Source organism: Halioxenophilus aromaticivorans, assembly GCF_042850945.1.
GTDB lineage: Bacteria > Pseudomonadota > Gammaproteobacteria > Pseudomonadales > Cellvibrionaceae > Halioxenophilus > Halioxenophilus aromaticivorans.
The window spans coordinates 3,313,047-3,334,906 of sequence record NZ_AP031496.1 but is presented as its reverse complement, the minus strand read 5'-3'; the positions used below and the strand labels follow the sequence as shown (position 1 = coordinate 3,334,906).

Sequence of the window (21,860 nt, the reverse complement as noted above, 5' to 3'; positions counted from 1 at the left end):
CCAGGGTGTTGTTTGGCCTAAAAAACTTGAGCAGTGCATGACTGAGAACGAGCCGGCCTAGTCATCAATACAAGGCCATGAATTACTTTTAATCTATGCGCGGAGAACATCATGGCTTATCGCTTAGGTGTAGACGTAGGCGGCACCTTTACCGACCTCCTACTGATCAATGAGTTAACGGGTGAAAAACACACCGCCAAAGTGCCATCCACTCCGGAGGATTCATCCAAAGGTGTGTTAAACGGCGTGGCCAGAATTTGCAGTGAATCGGGTGTAGATCCGAAGCAAATCCATCGCGTTATGCACGGCACTACTGTGGCCACCAACGCGGTGTTAACCGGCAAGGGGGCGAGAATTGCCCTGGTCACCACCGACGGCTACCAACAAGTGTTGCAGGTGGCCCGATCCTACTGCCCAGGTGGACTGGGAGGTTGGGTTCATTACGTTAAAAAACCGCTACTATTAACCCGGTGGAAATATACGTCTGCTAGGCGGCATAGCTGATATATTCATTGTTAAAATATTTCCTGACCCGACTTGGCTTTCTTTGCAGCATCGCCATGTGAGATTGTGCCTTAGACTTTAATTGCTTTTTATTTCTAGCCGGCTTACCACTGTGAACACCTTTCTTTAGATCACAGTTTAAATACTCGTCAGGATTAAGCTCTGGAGAATACGCAGGTAGATAAAACACCTCAATCATCTCTTTGTGATCCTCTAGCCATTCTTTGACCGGCTTGCAATGATGCACTCGTAAGTTATCCAAAATTAAAAATACCTTGCGGTCAGCTGAATTAACTAAGCGCATCATAAAATCGATAAGTATGTCGCCGTTCATGGTTCCTTCGAAAAACCGAAACCGAACTTTGCCCTGATTCGTGACTGCAGATATCATGTTGATCGACTCAGAATTTGCGTTTAGCTTGATTACCGGCGTCTTTCCCTTCGGGGCGTAACCTCGTTCGTGCTGGCAATTGTTACGCAAGCCTGTTTCGTCACCCCAATATATCTCGGCATTTTCAGACTTCGCGCGCGCTTTGATGTCTGGATATTCTTCTTTAAGCCACTTCTTTACTTCTGGTGCTCGTTGCTCATAAGCGCGCTTCTGAGGCTTTTGTGGCGTCATTCCCCAGCGTTTCAAGTAATCGCCAACCGTTCTTACCGCTAGCTCAACTCCATACTCTTGAAGAATTAGCTGCTGTACTGATTGGCGAGTCCACAATGCATAGTCCAACCGCAGTTGATCTGGCGTCCTATTTGTTATCAGGCTTTTAATTCTGTCGCTCTGCTCCTTGGACAGAAGTGTTCCTTCGCCTTTTTTAGGTCCGCGCTTATTGATTTTTAATTTGTTGGGAGGAATTTTCAGCCACCTCCCAACGGTATCGGGGTGAGCTCCAACGATTTCAGAAATTTCTGCTCGAGTCATTCCTGTCTTGCGCAACTTTTGCGCCGTACGTCGTTTTTCTTCTATTGCGTCGAATGATAGAGTGCGAGTGTCTGGTTTACTGTTCATCCGAGCATTATATCAGATATATACACTCACCGGGTTAATAGCACCGCTGGAATTGACCATAGGCGCGAGCGAACGAATTGGTGCCGACGGCACTGTGGTTGCCAGCTTAGACGAAGAAAAATTATTAAAAGATCTCACCATTCTAAAAAATAAAGGTGGCATTGAGGCTCTTACCATCTGCTTGGTTAATGCCTATGTCAATAATGAACACGAGCAACGAGCTCGCACTGTGGCGGAGAACGTATTTGGTGATATTCCGATTTCCATTTCCAGTGAAGTGGTGCCCGAGATGCAAGAATACGAACGCACCGAAACAACCGTTGTAAATTCTTATGTGCGGCCCGAAGTGTCCCGCTACATTAGCAATTTGCACGGCGCGCTCACCGAGACTATGGGCGCCGACATGCAGCTGTCTATTTTACGATCGGATGGGGGGTTGGCTTCTGCCAGGGCGGCGTCAGAGTCACCGGTTAATCTTTTAATGTCTGGCCCGGCTGGTGGTGCTACCGGTGCGATCTACTTTTGCGAGCAAGCCGGTTACAAAGATATTTTAACCTTTGATATGGGCGGCACTTCCACCGATGTGGCGTTGATTCAAAACGCCCGTGCCCGAGTGCGGCGTGAAACCTATGTGGGTGATGTGAAAGTGCGTGCGCCATCGGTGGATATCCGTACGGTGGGTGCCGGCGGCGGTTCCATCGCGTTTGTACCGGAACTCACCAAAGCACTGCGGGTGGGGCCTGAATCGGCCGGTGCTGTACCTGGGCCGGCCTGTTATATGAAAGGTGGCGAAGCACCCACGGTATGCGATGCCAATGTGGTGTTGGGTTATTTACCATCCGACATCCAGCTAGGTGGCGCCATGGAGATCAATCGAGAGGCGTCGGTAAAAGCCGTGCAAAACGTCGCTGACGCCATTGGTATCGATGTGATGGCTGCCGCCGAAGGCATTATTGAAATCGTAAACGAGGCCATGTTTGGTGCTTTGCGATTGGTGTCTGTTGAGCAAGGTTACGACCCAAGGGACTTTTCATTAGTAGGGTATGGCGGCGCTGGGCCATTACACGCTAATGCCTTGGGTATATTAACCCAAGCTTGGCCGGTGATTGTTCCGCCTGGGCCTGGCGTATTGTGCGCCTATGGTGATGCCACGACTCAGGTGCAGGACGAGGCTTCACGAACCTACTTGGCGTCAGCCACTGATATTGATTCAGAGCAATTGCTGGCGGATTTGCTTGAGTTGCAAAGCCGCGCTGCGGCGGTGCTAATCGATGATGATATTCCTGAGTCTGAGCACCAGGTCACCTTCCAAGCCGATGTCCGTTACGCCGGGCAAGCTTTCCAAATTACTGTCGATTTTTCCGAGCAAGAATTTATTGATGCCGGTCTGTCCGTGATCACCGACCAGTTCGATGCCGAGCACAAACAGCTGTTTAGCTTTAAGTTAGAAGAAGGCCACGAAATATTGATGATTCGTGCCGTGGTTAAAACTGCCAGTACCGAAGTGGCCATCGCCACAGGTGATAATAAAGATCTTACTCTGGATGATTGCAAGCTGGGGGATACGCGCTTTTATTACGCCAAGCAATGGCACGACGCCGTTTTGTACGACCGCAGTAAATTGCCTGCAGGCTGCGCCGTTCCAGGACCAGCCATTGTTATCGAAATGGATTCCACCACGTTACTACTTCCCAACCACGAGGCTATGGTCGATTCAATCGGCAACCTCTTGATCAACCCGATGAATCAGGAGTAAATCCATGAGCGCGAATATTATCGAAACCAATAGCACACCCTTTGAGCGTATTGATGTTCAGGGTGTCACGGTAGATTTAATTGAAAACTCCCTGAAAAATGCCCGCGAAGAAATGGACGCGGTGCTGTTTCGCACGGCCATGTCACCGGGCATTCGGGAGCAGGGCGATTGTTTTCCTATGATTGCTACCCGCGATGGCAAAATGGTGGTTGGTCAATTCGGTTCGTTTATTGGGCCATTTTTACAGGCCTACGATGCCGAAATCGAGGAGGGAGATGTCATCCTCACCAATGACCCTTACATGTGTAATGCCGCAGTTTCTCACTTGCCCGATTGGTTGGTGTTAGTGCCGGTGTTCAAGGATGGTCGCCATCTCGCGTGGACGGCGATGTTTGGTCATATGTCGGACAACGGCGGTATGGTGCCAGGCTCCATGCCCATTGAGGCGACTTCGATCTTCCAGGAAGGGGTGCGAATCCCGCCCACGAAATTGTACAAAAAAGGCGTGCTGCAAGAGGACTTACTAAATTTAATTTTGCACAACGTGCGTACGCCACAGTGGAATAAATTCGATTTAAACGCCCTGGTGGCCGCCTGTAATACGGCGTCTAAACGCTGTGTGGAAATCGCCGAGCGCTTTGGTGACGATGTGTTGTTTTCCACCATGGCCGTAATGCTCGAGCGCAACTATTTGGCCATGGAACATATTATTTGCAATTTCATTCCGGAAGAGCCGCGTGAGTTTGTTGATTACCTTTGCGACGACGGCGTAGGTATGGGGCCTTATAAAATTGCTTGTAAAATGTGGCGCGAAGGTAATAGGGTGATTTTCGATTTTGACGGCACCGACCCTCAAGCACAAAGCTCGGTGAATTTTTACCTCAATGAAGACATGTTTAAAATGTTTTTCGGCTCCTTCACCATCAACGTGGTAGACCCGCAAATCGTATTTAACGATGGCTTCTACGATTTGGTCGACGTTCGTATCCCCCAAGGCACTTTGTTAAAACCCAATTATCCCGCCGCTCTTTCCGGTCGTACCCATGCGCTGGGTCGTATTTTTGACGTGCTGGGGGCGTTATTAGGAATGGGGGCACCGGAGCAGCTGCTCAACGCGGCAGGTTTCTCCGATTCGCCCCACATGTTTTATTCAGGCTACGACGACAAAGGCGAATGGTTCCAGCTGTACCAAATTGGTTTTGGTGGCATTCCTGGCCGCCCGGTGGGGGACGGCCCCGATGGCCACTCGCTGTGGCCTGGCTTCACCAATGTTCCTAACGAGTTTATTGAATCGTATTTTCCGGTGCGTATTGAACGCTACGAAACCATTCCAGATTCCGGTGGCGCCGGTTTGCATCGCGGTGGTAACGGCTTGAGTGTGGCCTACCGCTTTTTGAGCGACGGCGAAATCGCTGTACATGACGATCGCTGGTTAACCCATCCTTGGGGTGTATTGGGTGGTGACCCGGGTATGCGCTCTACCAAAAAATTAGTCACTGCAGATGGCACTGAACATTGGCTGCCGGCCAAAAAAGAGGGCATTAAAGTTAAAGCCGGAGACTTGTTGTATTTCAACACCTGGGGTGGTGCTGGTTGGGGAGACCCGTTGGCCAGAGACGCCGAGCTAGTACGCCAGGACGTTGAACGAGGTTTGGTGACCATCGATGGGGCTCGCCGTTACGGCGTGGTGCTAAGTGATGCCGGTGAACTGGATGCCGCTGCCACTAATGCGCTGCGCGATGAAATGGCGGCTGTGCGTCCGGAGCAAACTCCGCTCTTTAATTTTGGTGGCAGCGTCGAGGAATTGAAAGCGTGCTGCCTAGAGCAGACACACTTGGCTGCCCCAGAAACCCCCACCTTTTTAAAAGCGCAAATGTAACCCAACCTGGAGAACTGTATGGCAACGCTTGATTCAACTGATTTATCACTGGGGAAAAAACCGGCCATTATTGTGGTGGATATCACCCCTGGGTTTACCAACCCCGAATGCTCTTTAGGTTCCAATGCGGACTCTGTGGTAGAGGCCAATATTGCGCTGTTAAAAGTATTCCGTGAGCGTAATTTTCCTATTTTCTACACCACAGTGGTTTACCGAGATGCCAGCGAGGCGCGTGTCTTCCGTGAAAAAATCCCCTGCGTGAGTGATCTCGCGGTGGATTCCCCTTGGGTGGACATCGACCCCAGGTTGGAGCCACAGCCCGGGGAGGTGGTAGTGGAAAAGCTTTGGCCCAGTGCCTTTTTTGGCACCGCGTTAGCGCAGCAACTGCGCGCGGTGGGCGCGGATTCATTGGTGGTTACTGGCCTCAGCACCAGTGGTTGTGTGCGTGCTACGGTGCTAGACGGCATGCAGCACGAATACCCCGTGATCGTTCCGCGTGAAGCCGTGGGTGATCGAGACGCGGAGGCTCACGCCTCTAATTTGCGAGATATGCAGTTAAAAATTGCGTCGGTAAAACCTTTGGCAGAAGTTATCGACGAGCTTAATGGCATCGAGGTTTAGCCCGCGACGTGAACTTGCCGGGCGACTATGTAGTACAGCGTTGTGCTACATCAACGCATAACGAATTCGATCTCGTAAGCGGTCGAATTCGCGTGAAAAAATCGCGTTGTTTTATTTCCCATCCGCAAAAGGGCAAGGAAGCTGTTTTAGCGGAAACTCGTTTTATTGGTTGGTTCGTTGAAATGGGCCAACCGTTTCTGTTTTGTCTGCTTGGATTTCACATGTTTACAGCCATTTTAACGGCGGTAGCCCCGATCTTTGTGTGCGTGGGAATAGGCTTTGGCTGGTTTCGGCTGAACCATCCTTATCCCTCCGATTTTATCACCCGCATTGTGATGAATATTGGCGCTCCCTGTTTAATTATCAGCGTGTTAGGCAAAGCTGACGTTGATGCAAAATCGTTACTGGCCGTGGGCAGTGCCGCGCTGGGCGTTTTTGCCCTGGTATTAGCGGTAATGGCCATTATTTTATGGGCTACCAAACAAACCTTTGCTAATTCCTTGCCGCCGCTGTTGTTCGGTAATAATGGCAATATGGGCTTGCCTCTGTGTTTGTTTGCCTTTGGAGAACCCGGCTTGGCCCTAGGTCTAAGCTATTTTCTGGTGTTTGTGATCATCAATTTCACCTTTGGTATTGGTTTGGTCACTTGGGGCAAAGAAAGTGCTCACTCCCGGTTTGAGGTGTTGCGGCAACCCCTGGTCTACAGCGCTTTGATCGGCATGTTGATGTTGTGGCAGGGTATTCACTTACCTCAATGGTTGCAAAACAGCGTCGATTTGCTGGCCGGGCTGACCATCCCGTTGATGCTGATCACTTTGGGCTATTCCCTGGGCAAGTTGGGTCTGGGTGAGATCCGCGACAGTATTTTGTTGTCTGTGATGCGGGTGGCCGGTGGTGTGTTGGCCGGGCTGGCCGTGGCGGAATTGTTGGATTTGGAAGGTGTTGTGCGAGGGGTGGTGATTATTCAATCAGCTATGCCGGCGGCGGTGTCTAACTATCTGTTGGCACTCAAATACACTGAACAGCCGGGCAGGGTGGCCGGCACCGTGGTCCTTTCAACCCTACTTTCTCTGGTTACCTTGCCCTATTTGATCTCCACAGCGTTGCAACAAGCCGGTTTGCATTAGATTAGCCCGGTTTACGGGCGCTAAAGGGTACCCCAACCCCGGGCAGCTAGGGTACAATCCGCTCCTTTTTTGATGGCGGGTTGTGCCCGCGCTATGCCTGAGACAATCTCTAAATGGAAATTGCACCTTACCAAAACGCCCTGAAAGACCTGCAAAGCCGTACCGATGTGCTTAGGGGGTATCTTTGACTATGCCGAGAAGCAAGAACGGCTAACTGAGGTAGAAGCGGAACTGGCCGAACCGGGTGTTTGGAACGACCAAGATCGAGCCCAGGAGCTCGGCCGCGAGCGCTCTTCTCTAGAAGCGGTGGTTGCTACCATCGATAACCTCGACCAGGGCGTTGCTGACGGCCAAGAGCTGTTAGCCATGGCGGTGGAAGAGAACGACGAAGAGTTGTTGCCCGAGGTGCAGTCCGAGATTGACGGCTTGGAGCAGCAGTTGGCCAAGCTGGAGTTTCGTCGCATGTTCTCCGGCGAAATGGATGAAAACAACGCGTTTTTGGACATTCAGTCGGGCTCCGGCGGCACCGAAGCGCAGGATTGGGCGGAAATGCTCTTGCGTATGTATCTGCGCTGGGGGGAGGCCAAGGGTTTTAAAACCACCCTAGAGGAATGCTCCGCGGGTGAAGTGGCCGGAGTTAAGAGCGCCACCATTCGATTCGAGGGTGAATACGCCTTTGGTTGGCTGCGCACAGAGACCGGCGTGCACCGCTTGGTACGCAAAAGCCCGTTCGACTCCGGTAATCGCCGGCACACCTCGTTCAGTTCGGTATTTGTGTCGCCGGAAATCGACGACAACATCGAGATTGAAATCAACAAGGCCGATGTGCGCGAGGATACCTACCGTGCGTCCGGTGCCGGTGGCCAGCACGTCAACAAAACCGATTCTGCTGTGCGTTTAACGCACAATCCCAGTGGTATTGTGGTGTCCTGTCAGAGTGAGCGCTCCCAGCATCAAAACCGGGACCGAGCTTGGAAAATGTTGCGTGCTCGCATCTACGAGCAAGAGATTCAAAAGCGCAGTGCCGAGAAGCAAGCCCTGGAAGACAGCAAGTCAGACATCGGCTGGGGCAGCCAAATCCGCTCCTACGTACTGGATGACAGCCGCATCAAAGACCTGCGTACCAGCGTTCAAACCAGCAACTGCCAGGCAGTGCTGGATGGTGACCTCGACCAGTTTATCGAGGCCAGTCTAAAAGCCGGGCTCTAGCCCGGTTTTGTCATATCTGTAATGTAATTTTTCACCCAAACGTTTAGCTATTGGAACCCTTATGAGCGACTCCACAAACACCCCCGCACCTTCCGATGACAATAAATTGGTTGCTGAGCGTCGCGCTAAGTTAAAACAGATCCGCGATTCCGGTGAGGTGGCTTTCCCTAACGATTTTAGACCTGCCAATAAAGCCGCGCAATTGCAGAGCCAATACGGCGAGCAGAGCAAAGAAGCCTTGGAAGAGGCCGGTAACCAGGTAAGTGTTGCTGGGCGGGTGATTCGCTCGCGTGGTGCGTTTATGGTGCTGCAGGATGTTAGTGGTCAAATTCAGCTATACATTACCAAAGAAGCTCGTCCGTTTGCCAAGAGTATCGATTTGGGCGATATCATCGGTGTTAGTGGCGCGCTGCACAAATCGGGCAAAGGCGATTTGTACGTAAATATGGAAAGCTATCAGTTGCTGACCAAATCACTGCGCCCGCTGCCGGACAAATTCCACGGTTTGTCTGACCAGGAAATGCGCTATCGTCAGCGCTACGTTGACCTTATTGCCAACCCAGAAGTGCGCGATGCGTTTAAAAAGCGTTCGCAAATTATCAATTTTATTCGCGGTTATCTCAGTGACAAAGAGTTTCTGGAAGTGGAAACGCCCATGCTGCAGTCCATTCCCGGTGGCGCTTCTGCTCGGCCGTTTGTAACGCACCATAACGCCCTCGACATGGACATGTACCTGCGCATTGCGCCGGAATTGTACCTAAAGCGGCTTGTGGTGGGGGGCTTTGACCGAGTCTTTGAGATCAACCGCAATTTCCGTAACGAGGGGCTTTCTACTCGGCATAATCCGGAATTCACTATGCTTGAATTCTACCAGGCCTATGCCGACTACAACGATTTGATGGACCTCACCGAAGATATGTTGCGGCAGCTAGCAAAAACTGTGTTGGGAACTATGGAATTGCGCAGTACCACTAAAAATGCAGAGGGCGATATTGAATCTGAGAAAGTCTACGATTTATCCAAGCCTTTCCATCGCCTAAGCGTGTTTGATTCTATTTTGCAGTTTAATCCAGAGCTGGGCGCGAGCAATATTGATAACGTCGATGGAGCCCTTGCGCTTTGTGAACAACTTCGCATTCCGGTAAAACCCAGCTGGGGATTGGGCAAGCTACAAATAGAAATATTTGAAAAAACCGTAGAGCACCGCCTGGACGAGCCTACGTTTATCACTGCCTACCCAGCGGAGGTTTCGCCGTTGGCGCGGCGCAACGACGCCAACCCTTTTGTTACCGATCGATTTGAGTTTTTTGTCGGTGGGCGAGAAATCGCTAACGGCTTCTCAGAGCTTAACGATGCCGAGGATCAAGCCGAGCGCTTTCAGGCCCAGGTAGCGGAGAAGGACGCCGGCGACGACGAAGCCATGCACTATGACGGTGATTATGTAACTGCGTTGGAGTACGGTTTGCCCCCCACCGCCGGTGAGGGCATTGGTATTGATCGCTTGGTGATGTTGTTTACCGACTCACCCTCCATCCGCGATGTGATTTTGTTCCCTGCCATGCGCCCGCAACAAGCTTAATTTGCTAAATTTATCCCTCGTCGCAGCGACCTGAGGCGAGGGATTTTAATTTCTTCAAAATGCGACCTGCTTCATGTTTTGAGGTTGTGTTTTTCACATTCTCTGATCATTTGCACTTTACTTGCCTTGGTAGACAATCAAATTGCCAGTTTTCGGGCTGTTCCTCAAAAACCGCGTGACATTTAACACAGTTTTTTTCGTTTCGCTCAGGCACACTATTCCTGTCGTTTAATAAAACGTTTTGACTGATTGGTTTGTTGGTTTTTTGACTCTTTCGCTTTGGGAGCAGCTCAAAAATACCGCAGATCAAAAAAAATCACTAAAACATCGCGGTAAAGCAACGGAAGTTAGGTTTTGAGTAATTAGGGGCCTACACATTTTGGCAGTTAATTTTTCGTTATCAATTTCTAAAGTTAAGTAAGGAAACGGCCGCTAGTAATTTTGACTTTTTTATTTAACGTTGTGCTGGTCTCATAAATTCACCGGAACATTAGCCCGCTGTAACAAATGAGACAGACAAAACACTCCCGTTAAGTAACGTAAAGTTTTGTTGGGGATTTGTGACGTAGTTGGCTAAAAACGAGCTGCACTCGCTAGACGAAAGCTCGAACGGTCTACTACTCTGAATAAAACATCAAACAAGCTGTTTTTTGTTAAGCGAATTGATGCTGCTACTTGATACAACGACCCACAAAAAAAAGTCCTGTAGTCCGCTAACGATTTTAATTTTTACTTATACACTTTTATCAGCTCTTAAAGGTGCTGCATAGAAGTGTGAACTGATTCATGGTTTTCGGAGGATAAATGCCTTTTTCTGCCAAAACAGTGCTGCGATCTTTTCTGTTAGGTGCGAGCTTGAGCTCAGGTGCTTTACACGCTTCCTATTTTGCTGATGTATCTATTTACGATGACGCTTCAGGTTCTTACCTGGGTGTGGTCGAAAACGGTAGTGCTTCTATTGAGTATGCAGAAGATCTATCGCTAAACATTATGTCTACCATTGATTTTGACTGGATTCGCCTCACGCCAGATAACTACGAGTGTGGCCGCAATCGTCAATATCAGCGCGGCGAGCCCGTCGAAATGGTTATCTCACCAGGGTCCGAAGATAGCCAATGCCAATTCACAATTGAGGCCATGAAACGCCCAGGCCGAGTCGTCGACTCTATGGCGGTTTTGGTCAGCTTCGACGGCACTAGCAATAGTGGCGGTGGCGGTGGTGGTACCACTCCAGCCCCTGATCCAGATCCAACTCCAGACCCAGATCCAAGCGATAACGGCGGTGGCGGTAATAAAGTTATCTCCATGAAGAGCGGCCGTATCGACTTTACCCAGGGCACCTCGGGTAGCCGAGACTACAAAGTGGGTAACGTTGTTGGTCGTTCCGCCCACGGCAACCGCATCTACTGTGTTGTGAGCCACCTTTCCTACGACGATCCAATTATTTATCCTGGCCTGTCCGGTGCTGCGCATTTGCACATGTTCTGGGGTAACTCGAACACTGACGCTTACTCCACGCCTGAGACACTACCCTTCTCCGGTAACAGTAGTTGCGAAGGTGGCAGTAACTACCGCGCCGGTCTTTGGATTCCAGCTCTATACAGCACCAAGGGCGAAGTTACCGTACCCGATGAAACTTTCATCTACTACAAAAAGTTTGGCTCTAAGTCGCTTAACTTTAACCACCTGCAAGTGGTTCCTCAGGGCCTAGAGATGTTGGCTTCCAACTCTACTCAAAACTTCACTAAGAAGATGTTGAAAGCGGAGCGTATCACTAAGGATGGCCGACGTGTTCTTCGCCTCGACCTAAGCTTCCCATCCTGTGTGGCTACCCACGATGGCACACGCACCGGTCGTCCTATCTTGTCTTACAAGGATATGCCTGGTCAGTTGTCTAAGGTGGTTAACTCCCACGTTTCTTACCCAGGCGGCCCAAACAAGAACAGTGTAGATTGCCCTGCAAGCCATCCCTACGGCTTCCCAGTGCCTGCCGCGATCCTTGTGTTCGATGAAGCCACCGTTGGTAACGATCCTTACTTGGCTTCAGACATGATGAGCAACGCGCCTAACATGTCTACTTTGCACGCCGACTACGTGTTCGGTATGGACGACACTGTTAGCAAGCAAATGCTGAAATGTACTATCGAAGCTCGCGATTGCCGCTTTGATACCTCTGGCGGTAACCTGAGTGATCGTTGGTACAGCAAGGACGGCGAACAGGTTTACCAGTTCAACAAATTAGCTCCAGGGTTTGATAAAACACCGTTCGGTAAATCCCTTAAAGCAATGAATATGTAGACCGGTCGGTTACTTGGCCCTGGCAATGATTGAGAAGCCTAAATTGTTAAAAGCTTCACATTTATTGTTAGGGCCGTTTCCTTTTCTAGTCAATACCCTTTATAAAGCCGATCAAAATGTAATATCGAATTCAGGTGAGATAACAGAAAAAAAATACTCACCACATAGAAAGTACGGTATCTCTTAAGTGGTTTTTTCGCTGTTGTGGCTGCCATTTTCTCTGCTAAAAAGTTCTACGATTTTCCACTAGCGCCTATTTGATATTTAAGCTGTATTGTCATGGGGGAGCCTATGCGTCATCAATTGTGTGTGTTGCGTGTTGTACTTGCATGTTTGTGCTTGTTCGTTGCTGGTTTAGCGAAAGCGTTTGTAGAAATTGAAGTTTACGATGCCAATGACGGCTCGTTGTTAGCTCGGGTTGGATCTCAACACCAAACTGTTCCGTTTAGAGAAAGTCTGCTCATTAAAGTTATTCCTGATGCTTCAGCCAATAAAATTCGGTTGGAGCCGTTAAATTCAGATTGCGGTACTGAGCGTATAATGGTAGCTAAAGGCCCGTTTGAGTTTTTGGTTCACCCATTATCTGAAGCCAGTGATTGCGCTCTGCAATTCGTCGGCTGGAAAGCACCTTGGAACTGGGTGGGTAGCCACACAGTCGCCATCAGTTTTTCCGGCGAGGCAGGTTTGGCTCAACCTGCGGTGCCGGAAAACTTTGCCCGGCTAGAGCTGTATGATCTAGACACTAACACCTACTTAGGGACCGTGGAAAACGGTGTGGCGGCAATACCCTATGCGGAGGTGATTGGTGTGTCGGTAGCAACGCCCGCGGGGCTCGATTGGGTGCGGCTGGTGCCTGGCAATGAATACTGTGGTAAACAGTCCCGTTTTGATACTCAGCTGCCATTTCAGCTTAAAGTGTTTGCCGAGTCGGAAAACCGTCCCTGTGAATTCATTGTGCAGGGTTATAAAAATCCCCGCTCCTTGGTGGGGGCTACCCCAGTGTCCATTATCTTCAATAATGAGGCTGTGACTTCCGGCCGCTAGGGTCGGCTTTAGCGGCTTCCGTGTTAGGATACCCCGGCACTGTTAGGAGCCAAGTGGGGTAGTATAGATTGAAAAAATTTAACAACGAGTCGGTGACCTTGGTGGATGTTATGCGCCACGGTGAATGCCAGGGCGGTGAGATTTATCGGGGTAGCACCGATGTAGCGCTCACCGACCGTGGCTGGCAGCAAATGGAAGAGGCTGTGGCCCACGCGCTGCCGGCGCCGCCCTGGCAGCGCGTTATCACCTCGCCACTGGTGCGGTGTCATGATTTTGCGGCTCATCTCTCTAAACGCTATGACCTACCGCTAACCGTTGAGCCGGACCTGCGCGAGATGAACTTTGGCCATTGGGAGGGCCGATTGGTTGAGGAGGTGCATCGCGAGCATGCCGCTGAGGTGGCATCTTTCTACAAAGACCCTTCCCAAGTAACGCCGCCGAATGGGGAGCCTGTGGTCGATGTTCAGCGGCGCGTTGCCAATGCCTTTTGGCGCTACTTAGACAGCCATCAAAACCAACGCCTATTGTTTGTTCAGCACGGGGTAACTATACGCGCCCTGGTGGTCAGCTTGCTTGGGTTGCCGTTATCACAGCTGGGCGGGTTTGAGATCCCATATGCCGGCCGCTTGCAGTTTAAAGTGTATACCTCTGCTGAGCGGCGGCGGGTGGTTTTGTGTCGATTGGGGTAGGGGCTCTGCAGCGGGCCTAGCCTAAGGAATAGAAAATACAAACAAAAAAGCCCCGCATTCGCGAGGCTTGTTTGTATGGTACCAGAGGCCGGACTCGAACCGGCACGCTTTTTACGGCGCGGGATTTTGAATCCCGTGTGTCTACCAATTTCACCACTCTGGCATAAACTCTTGCAGTTAAATTCACTGCTTAGACTGATTGACGGCTCAGTCTCTTGCCGTTTTGCAATTTATTGCCTCGGGTGGGGGCATGGGCTTTTGAATCCCGCCAGATTGCTCAATCGCAATCTGCTACCAATTTCACCACTCTGGCATAAACTCTTGCAGTTAAATTCACTGCTTAGACTGATTGACGGCTCAGTCTCTTGCCGTTTAGTAATTCATTCAACTTTTCGCTAAGGCTGAAATTTGTTCACCTTTGCTAAGTTCCTGTTGTGGCTAAGGTTTTTGCCCTACAGGTGTTAACGAAGTGGGGCGTATTATAGCCATGGTTTGGTTGCCGTCAACAGTTTGTGCGCAGTAATGTTATTGGCCTGCGGGTTGATTTTTGGGTACCCTTGGCGCCTTTTAGCTTTGGGGCCATGCGCCCATACCCAAAACCATTCGAAATGTAATGCAAAAGCACGATTTCTACTACGATCTACCCAAACATCTTATTGCTGTTGAGCCCGCTGCCAAGCGTTCAGGAAGTCGGCTTCTATTGTTGGATGGCACTTCTGGCAGAATGGACCATGGCCAGTTTACTGATGTGCTAGACCAGCTCAATAGCGGCGATCTTCTGGTACTTAACGATACTCGCGTCATACCTGCGCGTTTGTTTGGCCAAAAGCAAACCGGCGGCAAAGTTGAGATACTGATTGAGCGGCTACTGCCCAACTTTGCTGTATTGGCCCATGTACGGGCCAGCCGTTCGCCAAAGCCGGGATCGGTAATCCTGTTGGAGGATGGCTCCTCAGTGAGCGTTACCGGCCGGCAGGGCGCATTGTTTGAATTGGCTTTCGACAGCGATGTTTCTGTGATTGAACGGCTGGATCAATTGGGCCATATGCCCTTGCCACCTTATATAGAGCGCGAAGACGACCAAGCCGACCGGGAACGCTACCAAACGGTATACAGCGACAAAGACAAAGCCGGAGCCGTTGCGGCGCCTACGGCGGGGTTGCACTTTGATGATGCTCTGTTGGATCAGGTGAAAGCTAAGGCGGTGGAGCTAGGCTTTGTTACGCTACATGTGGGAGCTGGTACTTTTCAGCCGGTAAAAGTGGATGACATTACCCAGCACCACATGCACCGCGAATGGATACAGGTGTCGGATCAGCTGTGCCAACAGGTCCGAGCCACCAAGGCGCGTGGCGGCAAGGTGGTTGCCGTTGGTACCACCAGCGTAAGGTGCCTGGAAACCGCCTCAAAAACCGGTACCCTAGCGCCTTTCGAGGGCGACACCGATATCTTTATTTACCCCGGCTATGAGTTCAATGTGGTCGATGCCTTGATCACCAATTTTCATTTGCCGGAATCCACGCTCATTATGTTGGTATCTGCATTTGCTGGCTTTAAACACACCATGGCCGCCTATCATAGCGCGGTAGAGCAGGAGTACCGCTTTTTCAGCTACGGCGATGCCATGTACATTACGCGCAATACGCATGCGCCCCAGTTGGTTACTGCGTCTAATCAGCCAGAGGATTAGTTTTGTCTCGACAATGTTTTATGAATTTTGAATTGCTGGGCGAGGAGGGTGCTGCGCGACGTGGCCGTCTGACTTTTCCACGGGGTACCATAGAAACGCCTGCTTTTATGCCAGTGGGCACTTACGGCACGGTAAAGGGCATGTTGCCTAGGGATATCGAAGCCATTGGTGCAGAGATTATTTTGGGTAATACCTTTCATTTGATGCTACGGCCGGGTACCCAGGTAGTGCGAGCACACGGTGATCTGCACGATTTTATGCAGTGGCAAAAACCGATTCTCACGGATTCGGGCGGTTTTCAGGTGTTCAGTCTTGGCGATATGCGCAAGATTACTGAGAAGGGCGTCTCTTTCCGGTCGCCAGTGGACGGTAGTCCCGTCTTTATAGACCCAGAGACCTCTATGCAGGTGCAGAGAGAGCTGGGCTCCGACATCGTTATGATTTTTGACGAATGCACGCCTTATCCGGCCACGGAGGTTGAAGCTAGGCAATCCATGGAGCTTTCTTTACGCTGGGCGGCACGCAGTAAGGCGGCCCACGGGGACAGCCCCTCGGCGCTGTTCGGAATTGTGCAAGGCGGCATGTACGAGCCACTGCGCGATATTTCATTAAATGGCTTAACCGACATCGGCTTTGATGGCTATGCCATTGGTGGGTTGAGTGTTGGCGAGCCCAAAGAAGAAATGCTGAAAATTCTGGATTACCTTCCCTCCAAGATGCCGGTTGATAAGCCTCGGTACTTGATGGGGGTGGGTAAGCCTGAGGACATTGTAGAGGCGGTGTTGCGTGGTGTAGATATGTTTGACTGCGTTATGCCAACTCGTAATGCTCGTAATGGTCACCTCTTTACCAGCGGTGGCGTAATCAAAATCCGCAACGCCAAACATCGGCACGATACCAATCCTTTGGACGAAAACTGCGATTGTTATACCTGTGCCAATTTTAGCCGCGCTTATCTCCATCATTTGGATAAATGTGGTGAGATTTTAGGCGCTCAATTAAACACAATTCACAATTTACGGTTTTATCAAGCCGTCATGGCAGGGCTTCGGCAGGCGATAGAGTCACAAGCCCTGGGCGAGTTCGTTGAAACCTTTTATCAGCAGCAGGGGGTAAAGCGGCCTGCCGGGGGTTGATATTTGTTATTTACCCCTCACCTTAGCTGATATTTGATTTGTCTCAGGTAGGTTGGCGTCAGTCACTGGCGGTAACAGGCCTGTCATAAAGTATTTTCATAGTGCTTGGCTGGGAAGCTTGGCGATTGTGGTTATAATCGCCAGCTGCTCCAAGCCGCGTCGCTTGTGAATGGAAAAGTCACTTAATAAAGATTGGTTTTGTTGGCGAAACCAACTGGAACACCTCGAAAATGCTCAATCGTTATCCCCTTTGGAAGTATCTTCTCATCCTCTTTATCGTTGTGATGGGGGCCCTTTACGCTGCGCCCAACCTTTATAAGCCGGACCCTGCTATTCAGATCTCGGGTGAATCCAGCGCCATGGTGATCGACCAAGCCGTGCTTAACAAAGCTACCCAAGCATTAGACGATGCCGGTATTGAATATTTTGGCGGCACCGCCACCGGCGAGGGGCCTGCTTTGATCCGAGTAACCTCTTTGGAGGCCCAGCGGCAGGCCAAAGCAGCGGTGCAGCGGGCTCTAGGGGATCGATTTGTGGTGGCCTTGAACCAAGCCTCCAACACACCTAAGTGGTTAGAGAGTATGGGCGCCCAGCCTATGAAGTTAGGTCTCGACCTAAGCGGCGGTGTGCACTTCTTAATGGAGGTGGATACCCCCAGCGCCATAGCCAAACGTTTGGAGAGTCTGGCTGATGAAATGAAATCCAAGTGGCGGGAGGAGAGTATCCGCTACGAAGGGCGTGTCGCCATCAGCGACGATAACGTGGTGCAAGCGCGTTTCCCTGACCAGGAAGAACTCAATAAAGCCGCCGCGGTAGTACGTAAAGACTACCCAAACATGCTGCGCGAAGATGAACTCCGGGATGGTAAGCATTACCTCATCATGACCATGGGTGAGCCAGGCATCGCCGAAATCGAGGATTATGCGGTTGCCCAAAACTTGGCAACCCTGCGTAATCGAGTCAATGAACTCGGGGTGAGTGAGCCCATTGTGCAGCGCCAGGGGCGCAACCGTATTGTTGTCGAATTGCCCGGTGTGCAGGATACCGCCGAGGCTAAACGAATTATTGGTAAAACCGCCAACCTAGAGTTCCGTTTAGAAGCAGACCCGGACTCCTTGGCTTCCAGCCGCGAGCAGTTCAATTACCGATCCGAGGTTGATCAGCGCCGATTTGGCCCGGCTTGGTTGGAGCGCAAGGTGATGATTGGAGGCTCTAACGTCTCCCACGCCAGCACAGGGTTTGACCCCCAAACCGGCCAACCCCAGGTGAACATCACCCTGGACAGCGAAGGCGGTACTAAAATGCACCGCGCCACGCGCAACAATATTGGCCGCCGTATGGGGGTGTTGTTTATTGATTACAAAACCCGCACCGAGCGCACTATCGATGAAAACGGCGAAGAACATTTCACCTATAGCCAAGATGTCGAACGCAGCATGATCAGCTTGGCCACCATTCAGGCTGCACTGGGCGTACAATTCCGAATTACCGGCTTAGATTCCCCCGCAGAGGCATCCGAACTTGCCTTGCTACTGCGTTCCGGGGCCCTGGCTGCGCCGATGTATTTTGTACAAGAAAGCACCATCGGTCCGTCACTGGGTGCTGAAAACATCAAGCTGGGCGTGATTTCTGTGCAGCTCGGTTTGGGCTTTGTGCTGTTATTTATGTTGGTGTTTTACCGTGTTTTTGGCTTGGCTGCGAATATTGCTCTTGCGGTAAACATGATGTTGCTGGTAGCGGTTATGTCCATCGTTGGAGCAACGCTCACGCTGCCGGGCATTGCGGGTATTGTTCTAACGGTGGGGATGGCGGTGGACGCCAACGTGTTGATTTTCTCGCGTATTAGAGAGGAGCTTAAAAACGGGTTGCCGTCACAGTCTGCTATTAACAGTGGCTTTGAGCGTGCTTTTACCACGATTCTCGATGCCAACTTAACGACTTTGATTGTAGCCGTGATCCTTTACGGCGTGGGTTCAGGCCCGGTGAAGGGGTTTGCCGTAACCCTGGCTATTGGTATTGTGACCTCAATGTTCAGTGCCATTATGGTCACTCGAGCCATTGTCAATTTAATCTACGGCGGACGTCGTGTAGAGAAACTTTGGATTTAACCGCCACCTGAGCAAAAGACATGTCAGAATCTAACGTATCAACTCCAGATCACCTAAAAGTGATCAACTTCATGAAATACCGCTTCGTTGCTGCGGTGTTCTCCGCGGTAATTTTGCTAGCGTCCATTGGCTCATTGATATTCAACGGGCTTCAATTTGGCTTGGACTTTACTGGCGGCACGCAAATTGAGCTGGAATATAAACAGCCGGCAGACTTGGCCGCGATCCGAAGCCAGCTCACCTCTGCGGGTTTTGATGGCGCGGTGGTCAACCACTTCGGAGTAGAAACCGAAGTAATGATTCGCTTGCAACAAATGGAAGAGCCAACCCGCAATCAAGGTGAGGAAGGGACAGCCCAAGGGCCAACCTTAACCGACCGTGTTTCCCAGGCATTGGCTGTGGATGGTGACGGCGTTGTGATTAAGCGCAGCGAGTTTGTTGGCCCTCAAGTTGGCGCCGAACTGCGCGACCAAGGTGGCTTGGGTATGATCGTGGCGCTGTTAATTGTTATGGGCTACGTGGCGTTTCGTTTCCAGTTTAAATTCTCTGTGGGTGCGGTGGTGGCTCTGATCCACGACGTCATCGTGGTTTTGGGGGTGTTCTCAATTCTACACTTGGATTTCGATCTCACCGTACTGGCCGCGATTCTGGCGGTGATCGGTTATTCTTTGAACGATACTATTGTGGTTTCTGACCGAATCCGGGAAAACTTTCGCCGCGTTCGCCAAAGCGATGCGATTGAGATTATCAATATTTCATTGAGCGAAACTCTGGGCCGTACGTTGGTAACCTCTTTGACCACTTTGTTGGTACTACTGGCCTTGTTTTTTGTCGGCGGTGAGCTTATCCACGGCTTCTCTATCGCGTTGATTGTGGGCGTGGTTATTGGTACCTATTCCTCAATTTACGTCGCTGCCAATATACTACTGGCCATGAATATCAACACCCAGGATCTTATCGAGCAACCGAAAGAGGGGGCCGAGTTCGACGAAATGCCGTAGCGCACTGCCGGCCGCACTGCTAGCTTAGCGTTGTATGCTATTGCCCGCTCCTATGAGCGGGTTCGCTGGTCTAAGGCTTTGTTGTTTTGTTGTGCTATTAGCCTGAATGGGGTATTTGCCACGCCACGGGTTTCTGGCATTTGCAAAGCGCCTAGGCGTACTGTGAGTTTAAAGGAAGGGTAATTTGTGTCTGTAAAGCAGTTTCCGTGTTCCCTTGAATGGCTCAGTAATCTCCAGTTTTCTGACCAACAATTGCAAACAATAAATCGCTATCGATGCCTAATGGGTATTGATGGTTTTGCGTTCTGGCAGTGGCACCAGGCCAGTCAAAACTTCAGTATCCACGGCGAACTGTGCAAGCTCGCTGGCTACGACTTCGATGAGGTGCAATGCCTCACGCAAGTAAACCAAGTCCGTGGGCTTTTCCACCCAGACGATCTAGAACGCAGCGTCGCCATTATTCGGCATCACGCTCATCACAATACGCCTATTCATCTCAGCTTCCGATTGCAGCGAAAAACGGGTGGCTATATGTGGGTTACCACAATGGCTAATTCTCTGCGCGACGATAGCGGAATAATCACTGACATAGTCGGTGTCGCCTTTGATGCCTCGGCATTGCACCGCACCCAAGAAGCTTTGCGAACCGCAGAGTTGCGTTTACAGCGCATTATGAATGCCTGTAACGACGGAATTTGGGAGTGGGACGTGATTAACGACCGCATGGAATGCTCCGATAGGGTAATGCAGCACCTGGGTTTTAACAGCTACGACGAGATAGCACTGGGTGCCAAAAATGCGTTACAGGGGTGGACCCGAAGAATTCACGCCGAAGATTACCCCGGCTTCCGTAAGGCCGTACGCAAAACCTACGAGGAACAATCAACGTTTGATGTTGCTTATCGGGTCGCTGATAGAGACGGCATCTATCGATGGGTGAGAACTCGAGCAGTTGGTGGCTATGACGAGTTAGGCCAGTTGATGGTTATTTCTGGTACAAACATTGATATTACCGAAATCAAGTTGGCCCAGGATCGTATGGAAAGGGCTCGCGATGATGCCGAGAGCGCAAATTTATCAAAATCTAAATTTCTATCGGGTATGAGTCAGGAGTTGCGTACGCCCATGAATGCGATTTTGGGCTACGCGCAATTGTTCGAATTTGATACCAATTTAACCTCCCAGCAACGCACCAATGTGCGTGAGATCCGCAAGGCCGGCGAACATCTAATCCAGCTGATCGATGACGTATTGGATTTGTCGAAAATTGAATCTGGCAATGTTAACTTGACGCTCGAGCCGGTTAATATTCCGGATATTGCCCGTGATTGTGTCGCCCTTAGTCAGCCTCAATCATCTGCATTGGGTATTTCATTTAACACGGAAATCGACGAGTCAGAGGACTTGATCGCTCTGTGTGACCGAGTGCGGTTAAAGCAAGTGCTGTTAAATTTGTTCAGCAACGGCATCAAATACAACCGCACGGCTGGCTGGGTAAACGTCAAGATTTTTGTCCTCGACGAAGACCAGGTGTGTATTAGTGTTGAGGACAACGGATATGGAATATCCGAAGCTAAGCAGGCTGAATTATTCCAGCCTTTTAACCGTTTGGGCGCAGAGAAAACCGCCATAGAAGGCAGTGGCGTTGGCTTGGTTATTACCAAAAGCTTGGTGGAAATGATGGGCGGCACTATTTCAGTATACAGTCAGCAGGATATCGGTAGCTGCTTTGAGATTCATTTGCCGAGGTGTGAGTCTTTTGCCGACGATGTCAGCTTGTCAATAGACTCCATAATCGACGAAAACAAAACCTTTTCGCTGGATTTGCAAAGCCCTAAAAAGATTTTATTTATCGAAGACAGCGCCGCCAACGCTCGTTTAATGAGCAAGTTGTTTCACCATATCAATAACCTTGCGCTTGAGGTGGCGGATGAGCCATTGCTGGGCGTTTATAAGGCGCGTACCGAAAAACCCGATGTGCTGCTGTTGGACTTGGCCGAAAACGAGTCCGATACGCTGGAGGTGATAAAAATCCTAAACAGCGATTCGGATACCAAGTCCATTCCCAAGCTAGCGTTCGTTAATGGTGCCAGCCGCGCCCAGGAACAAAAGTTAGCAGAGCTGGGAATCGTGTCACTGTTGTCTAAGCCCATTAATATCGGCCAGTTGATGAACGCTTTGCAAAGAGTGCTGAAGTAATGTTACCAACC

16 protein-coding genes and 1 tRNA gene are annotated in these 21,860 nt (G+C 50.5%); 15 read left to right on the top strand and 2 right to left on the bottom strand.

Features of this window, described 5'->3' with window-relative positions; genetic code table 11:
* Positions 1-111 precede the first annotated feature (111 nt).
* Positions 112-504, top strand: a complete 393-nt coding sequence (locus ACGHM3_RS14460) for a hydantoinase/oxoprolinase N-terminal domain-containing protein (protein WP_345422504.1) — start codon at positions 112-114, stop codon at positions 502-504.
* Here ACGHM3_RS14460 and ACGHM3_RS14455 read toward each other — a convergent pair.
* Positions 488-1,513, bottom strand: coding sequence for an IS630 family transposase (locus ACGHM3_RS14455; protein ID WP_390517130.1), 1,026 nt, complete (start codon positions 1,511-1,513; stop codon positions 488-490). The two genes, ACGHM3_RS14460 and ACGHM3_RS14455, sit on opposite strands and share 17 nt — an antisense overlap.
* Between ACGHM3_RS14455 and ACGHM3_RS14450 the strand changes: the two genes are divergently transcribed.
* The 9 genes from ACGHM3_RS14450 (at position 1,494) to ACGHM3_RS14410 (ending at position 13,715) form a co-directional block, all read left to right on the top strand.
* A complete protein-coding gene (locus ACGHM3_RS14450; protein ID WP_390517128.1) occupies positions 1,494-3,269 on the top strand; it encodes a hydantoinase/oxoprolinase family protein in 1,776 nt (591 codons plus the stop codon). The genes ACGHM3_RS14455 and ACGHM3_RS14450 overlap by 20 nt on opposite strands.
* Positions 3,270-3,273: 4 nt before the next feature.
* A complete protein-coding gene (locus ACGHM3_RS14445) occupies positions 3,274-5,148 on the top strand; it encodes a hydantoinase B/oxoprolinase family protein (protein WP_345426450.1) in 1,875 nt (624 codons plus the stop codon).
* An 18-nt stretch (positions 5,149-5,166) separates the two neighbouring features.
* Positions 5,167-5,769 (top strand): isochorismatase family protein, encoded by a 603-nt coding sequence (locus ACGHM3_RS14440; RefSeq protein ID WP_345426452.1) that lies wholly within the window; start codon positions 5,167-5,169, stop codon positions 5,767-5,769.
* A gap of 221 nt (positions 5,770-5,990) precedes the next feature.
* Positions 5,991-6,896, top strand: a complete 906-nt coding sequence (locus ACGHM3_RS14435) for an AEC family transporter (RefSeq protein WP_345426454.1) — start codon at positions 5,991-5,993, stop codon at positions 6,894-6,896.
* A gap of 113 nt (positions 6,897-7,009) precedes the next feature.
* Positions 7,010-8,105, top strand: a protein-coding gene (prfB, locus tag ACGHM3_RS14430; protein ID WP_345426456.1) for a peptide chain release factor 2 whose coding sequence is annotated in 2 segments (ribosomal slippage) — positions 7,010-7,081 and positions 7,083-8,105 — 1,095 coding nt in all. Because the reading frame shifts where the segments join, the coding sequence is not laid out codon by codon here.
* A gap of 61 nt (positions 8,106-8,166) precedes the next feature.
* Complete coding sequence (gene lysS, locus ACGHM3_RS14425) at positions 8,167-9,684, top strand: lysine--tRNA ligase (protein WP_345426458.1); 1,518 nt, start codon at positions 8,167-8,169, stop codon at positions 9,682-9,684.
* A gap of 855 nt (positions 9,685-10,539) precedes the next feature.
* Entirely contained in the window at positions 10,540-11,982 is a 1,443-nt protein-coding gene (locus ACGHM3_RS14420; protein WP_345426461.1) for a DUF1996 domain-containing protein, read from the top strand.
* Positions 11,983-12,273: 291 nt separating this feature from the next.
* Entirely contained in the window at positions 12,274-13,026 is a 753-nt protein-coding gene (locus ACGHM3_RS14415; RefSeq protein WP_345426463.1) for a hypothetical protein, read from the top strand.
* A gap of 68 nt (positions 13,027-13,094) precedes the next feature.
* Positions 13,095-13,715, top strand: a complete 621-nt coding sequence (locus tag ACGHM3_RS14410; protein WP_345426465.1) for a histidine phosphatase family protein — start codon at positions 13,095-13,097, stop codon at positions 13,713-13,715.
* 76 nt (positions 13,716-13,791) lie between these two features.
* Here ACGHM3_RS14410 and ACGHM3_RS14405 read toward each other — a convergent pair.
* A tRNA-Leu gene (locus ACGHM3_RS14405) sits at positions 13,792-13,878 on the bottom strand.
* 450 nt (positions 13,879-14,328) lie between these two features.
* On the opposite strand from ACGHM3_RS14405, the gene queA reads away from it, so the two are divergent.
* From queA to ACGHM3_RS14380, 5 genes are all read left to right on the top strand, one after another.
* Positions 14,329-15,405 carry a tRNA preQ1(34) S-adenosylmethionine ribosyltransferase-isomerase QueA gene (queA, locus tag ACGHM3_RS14400; RefSeq protein WP_345426467.1) on the top strand — a complete coding sequence of 359 codons (1,077 nt, stop codon included), beginning with the start codon at positions 14,329-14,331 and terminating at the stop codon, positions 15,403-15,405.
* A 2-nt stretch (positions 15,406-15,407) separates the two neighbouring features.
* Positions 15,408-16,541, top strand: a complete 1,134-nt coding sequence (tgt, locus tag ACGHM3_RS14395; RefSeq protein WP_345426469.1) for a tRNA guanosine(34) transglycosylase Tgt — start codon at positions 15,408-15,410, stop codon at positions 16,539-16,541.
* Positions 16,542-16,771: 230 nt separating this feature from the next.
* On the top strand, positions 16,772-18,649 hold the full coding sequence (gene secD, locus ACGHM3_RS14390; RefSeq protein ID WP_345426471.1) for a protein translocase subunit SecD: 1,878 nt from the start codon (positions 16,772-16,774) through the stop codon (positions 18,647-18,649).
* Between the two features lie 20 nt (positions 18,650-18,669).
* Entirely contained in the window at positions 18,670-19,650 is a 981-nt protein-coding gene (secF, locus tag ACGHM3_RS14385) for a protein translocase subunit SecF (RefSeq protein ID WP_345426473.1), read from the top strand.
* A 186-nt stretch (positions 19,651-19,836) separates the two neighbouring features.
* Positions 19,837-21,849 carry an ATP-binding protein gene (locus tag ACGHM3_RS14380; RefSeq protein ID WP_345426475.1) on the top strand — a complete coding sequence of 671 codons (2,013 nt, stop codon included), beginning with the start codon at positions 19,837-19,839 and terminating at the stop codon, positions 21,847-21,849.
* Positions 21,850-21,860 lie beyond the last annotated feature (11 nt).

Coding starts and splice junctions, on each gene's coding strand:
- ACGHM3_RS14460 (WP_345422504.1), top strand. CDS start 112: ATGGCTTATCGCTTAGGTGTAGACGTAGGCGGCACCTTTACCGACCTC.
- ACGHM3_RS14455 (WP_390517130.1), bottom strand. CDS start 1,513: ATGAACAGTAAACCAGACACTCGCACTCTATCATTCGACGCAATAGAA.
- ACGHM3_RS14445 (WP_345426450.1), top strand. CDS start 3,274: ATGAGCGCGAATATTATCGAAACCAATAGCACACCCTTTGAGCGTATT.
- ACGHM3_RS14440 (WP_345426452.1), top strand. CDS start 5,167: ATGGCAACGCTTGATTCAACTGATTTATCACTGGGGAAAAAACCGGCC.
- ACGHM3_RS14435 (WP_345426454.1), top strand. CDS start 5,991: ATGTTTACAGCCATTTTAACGGCGGTAGCCCCGATCTTTGTGTGCGTG.
- lysS (WP_345426458.1), top strand. CDS start 8,167: ATGAGCGACTCCACAAACACCCCCGCACCTTCCGATGACAATAAATTG.
- ACGHM3_RS14415 (WP_345426463.1), top strand. CDS start 12,274: ATGCGTCATCAATTGTGTGTGTTGCGTGTTGTACTTGCATGTTTGTGC.
- queA (WP_345426467.1), top strand. CDS start 14,329: ATGCAAAAGCACGATTTCTACTACGATCTACCCAAACATCTTATTGCT.
- secD (WP_345426471.1), top strand. CDS start 16,772: ATGCTCAATCGTTATCCCCTTTGGAAGTATCTTCTCATCCTCTTTATC.
- secF (WP_345426473.1), top strand. CDS start 18,670: ATGTCAGAATCTAACGTATCAACTCCAGATCACCTAAAAGTGATCAAC.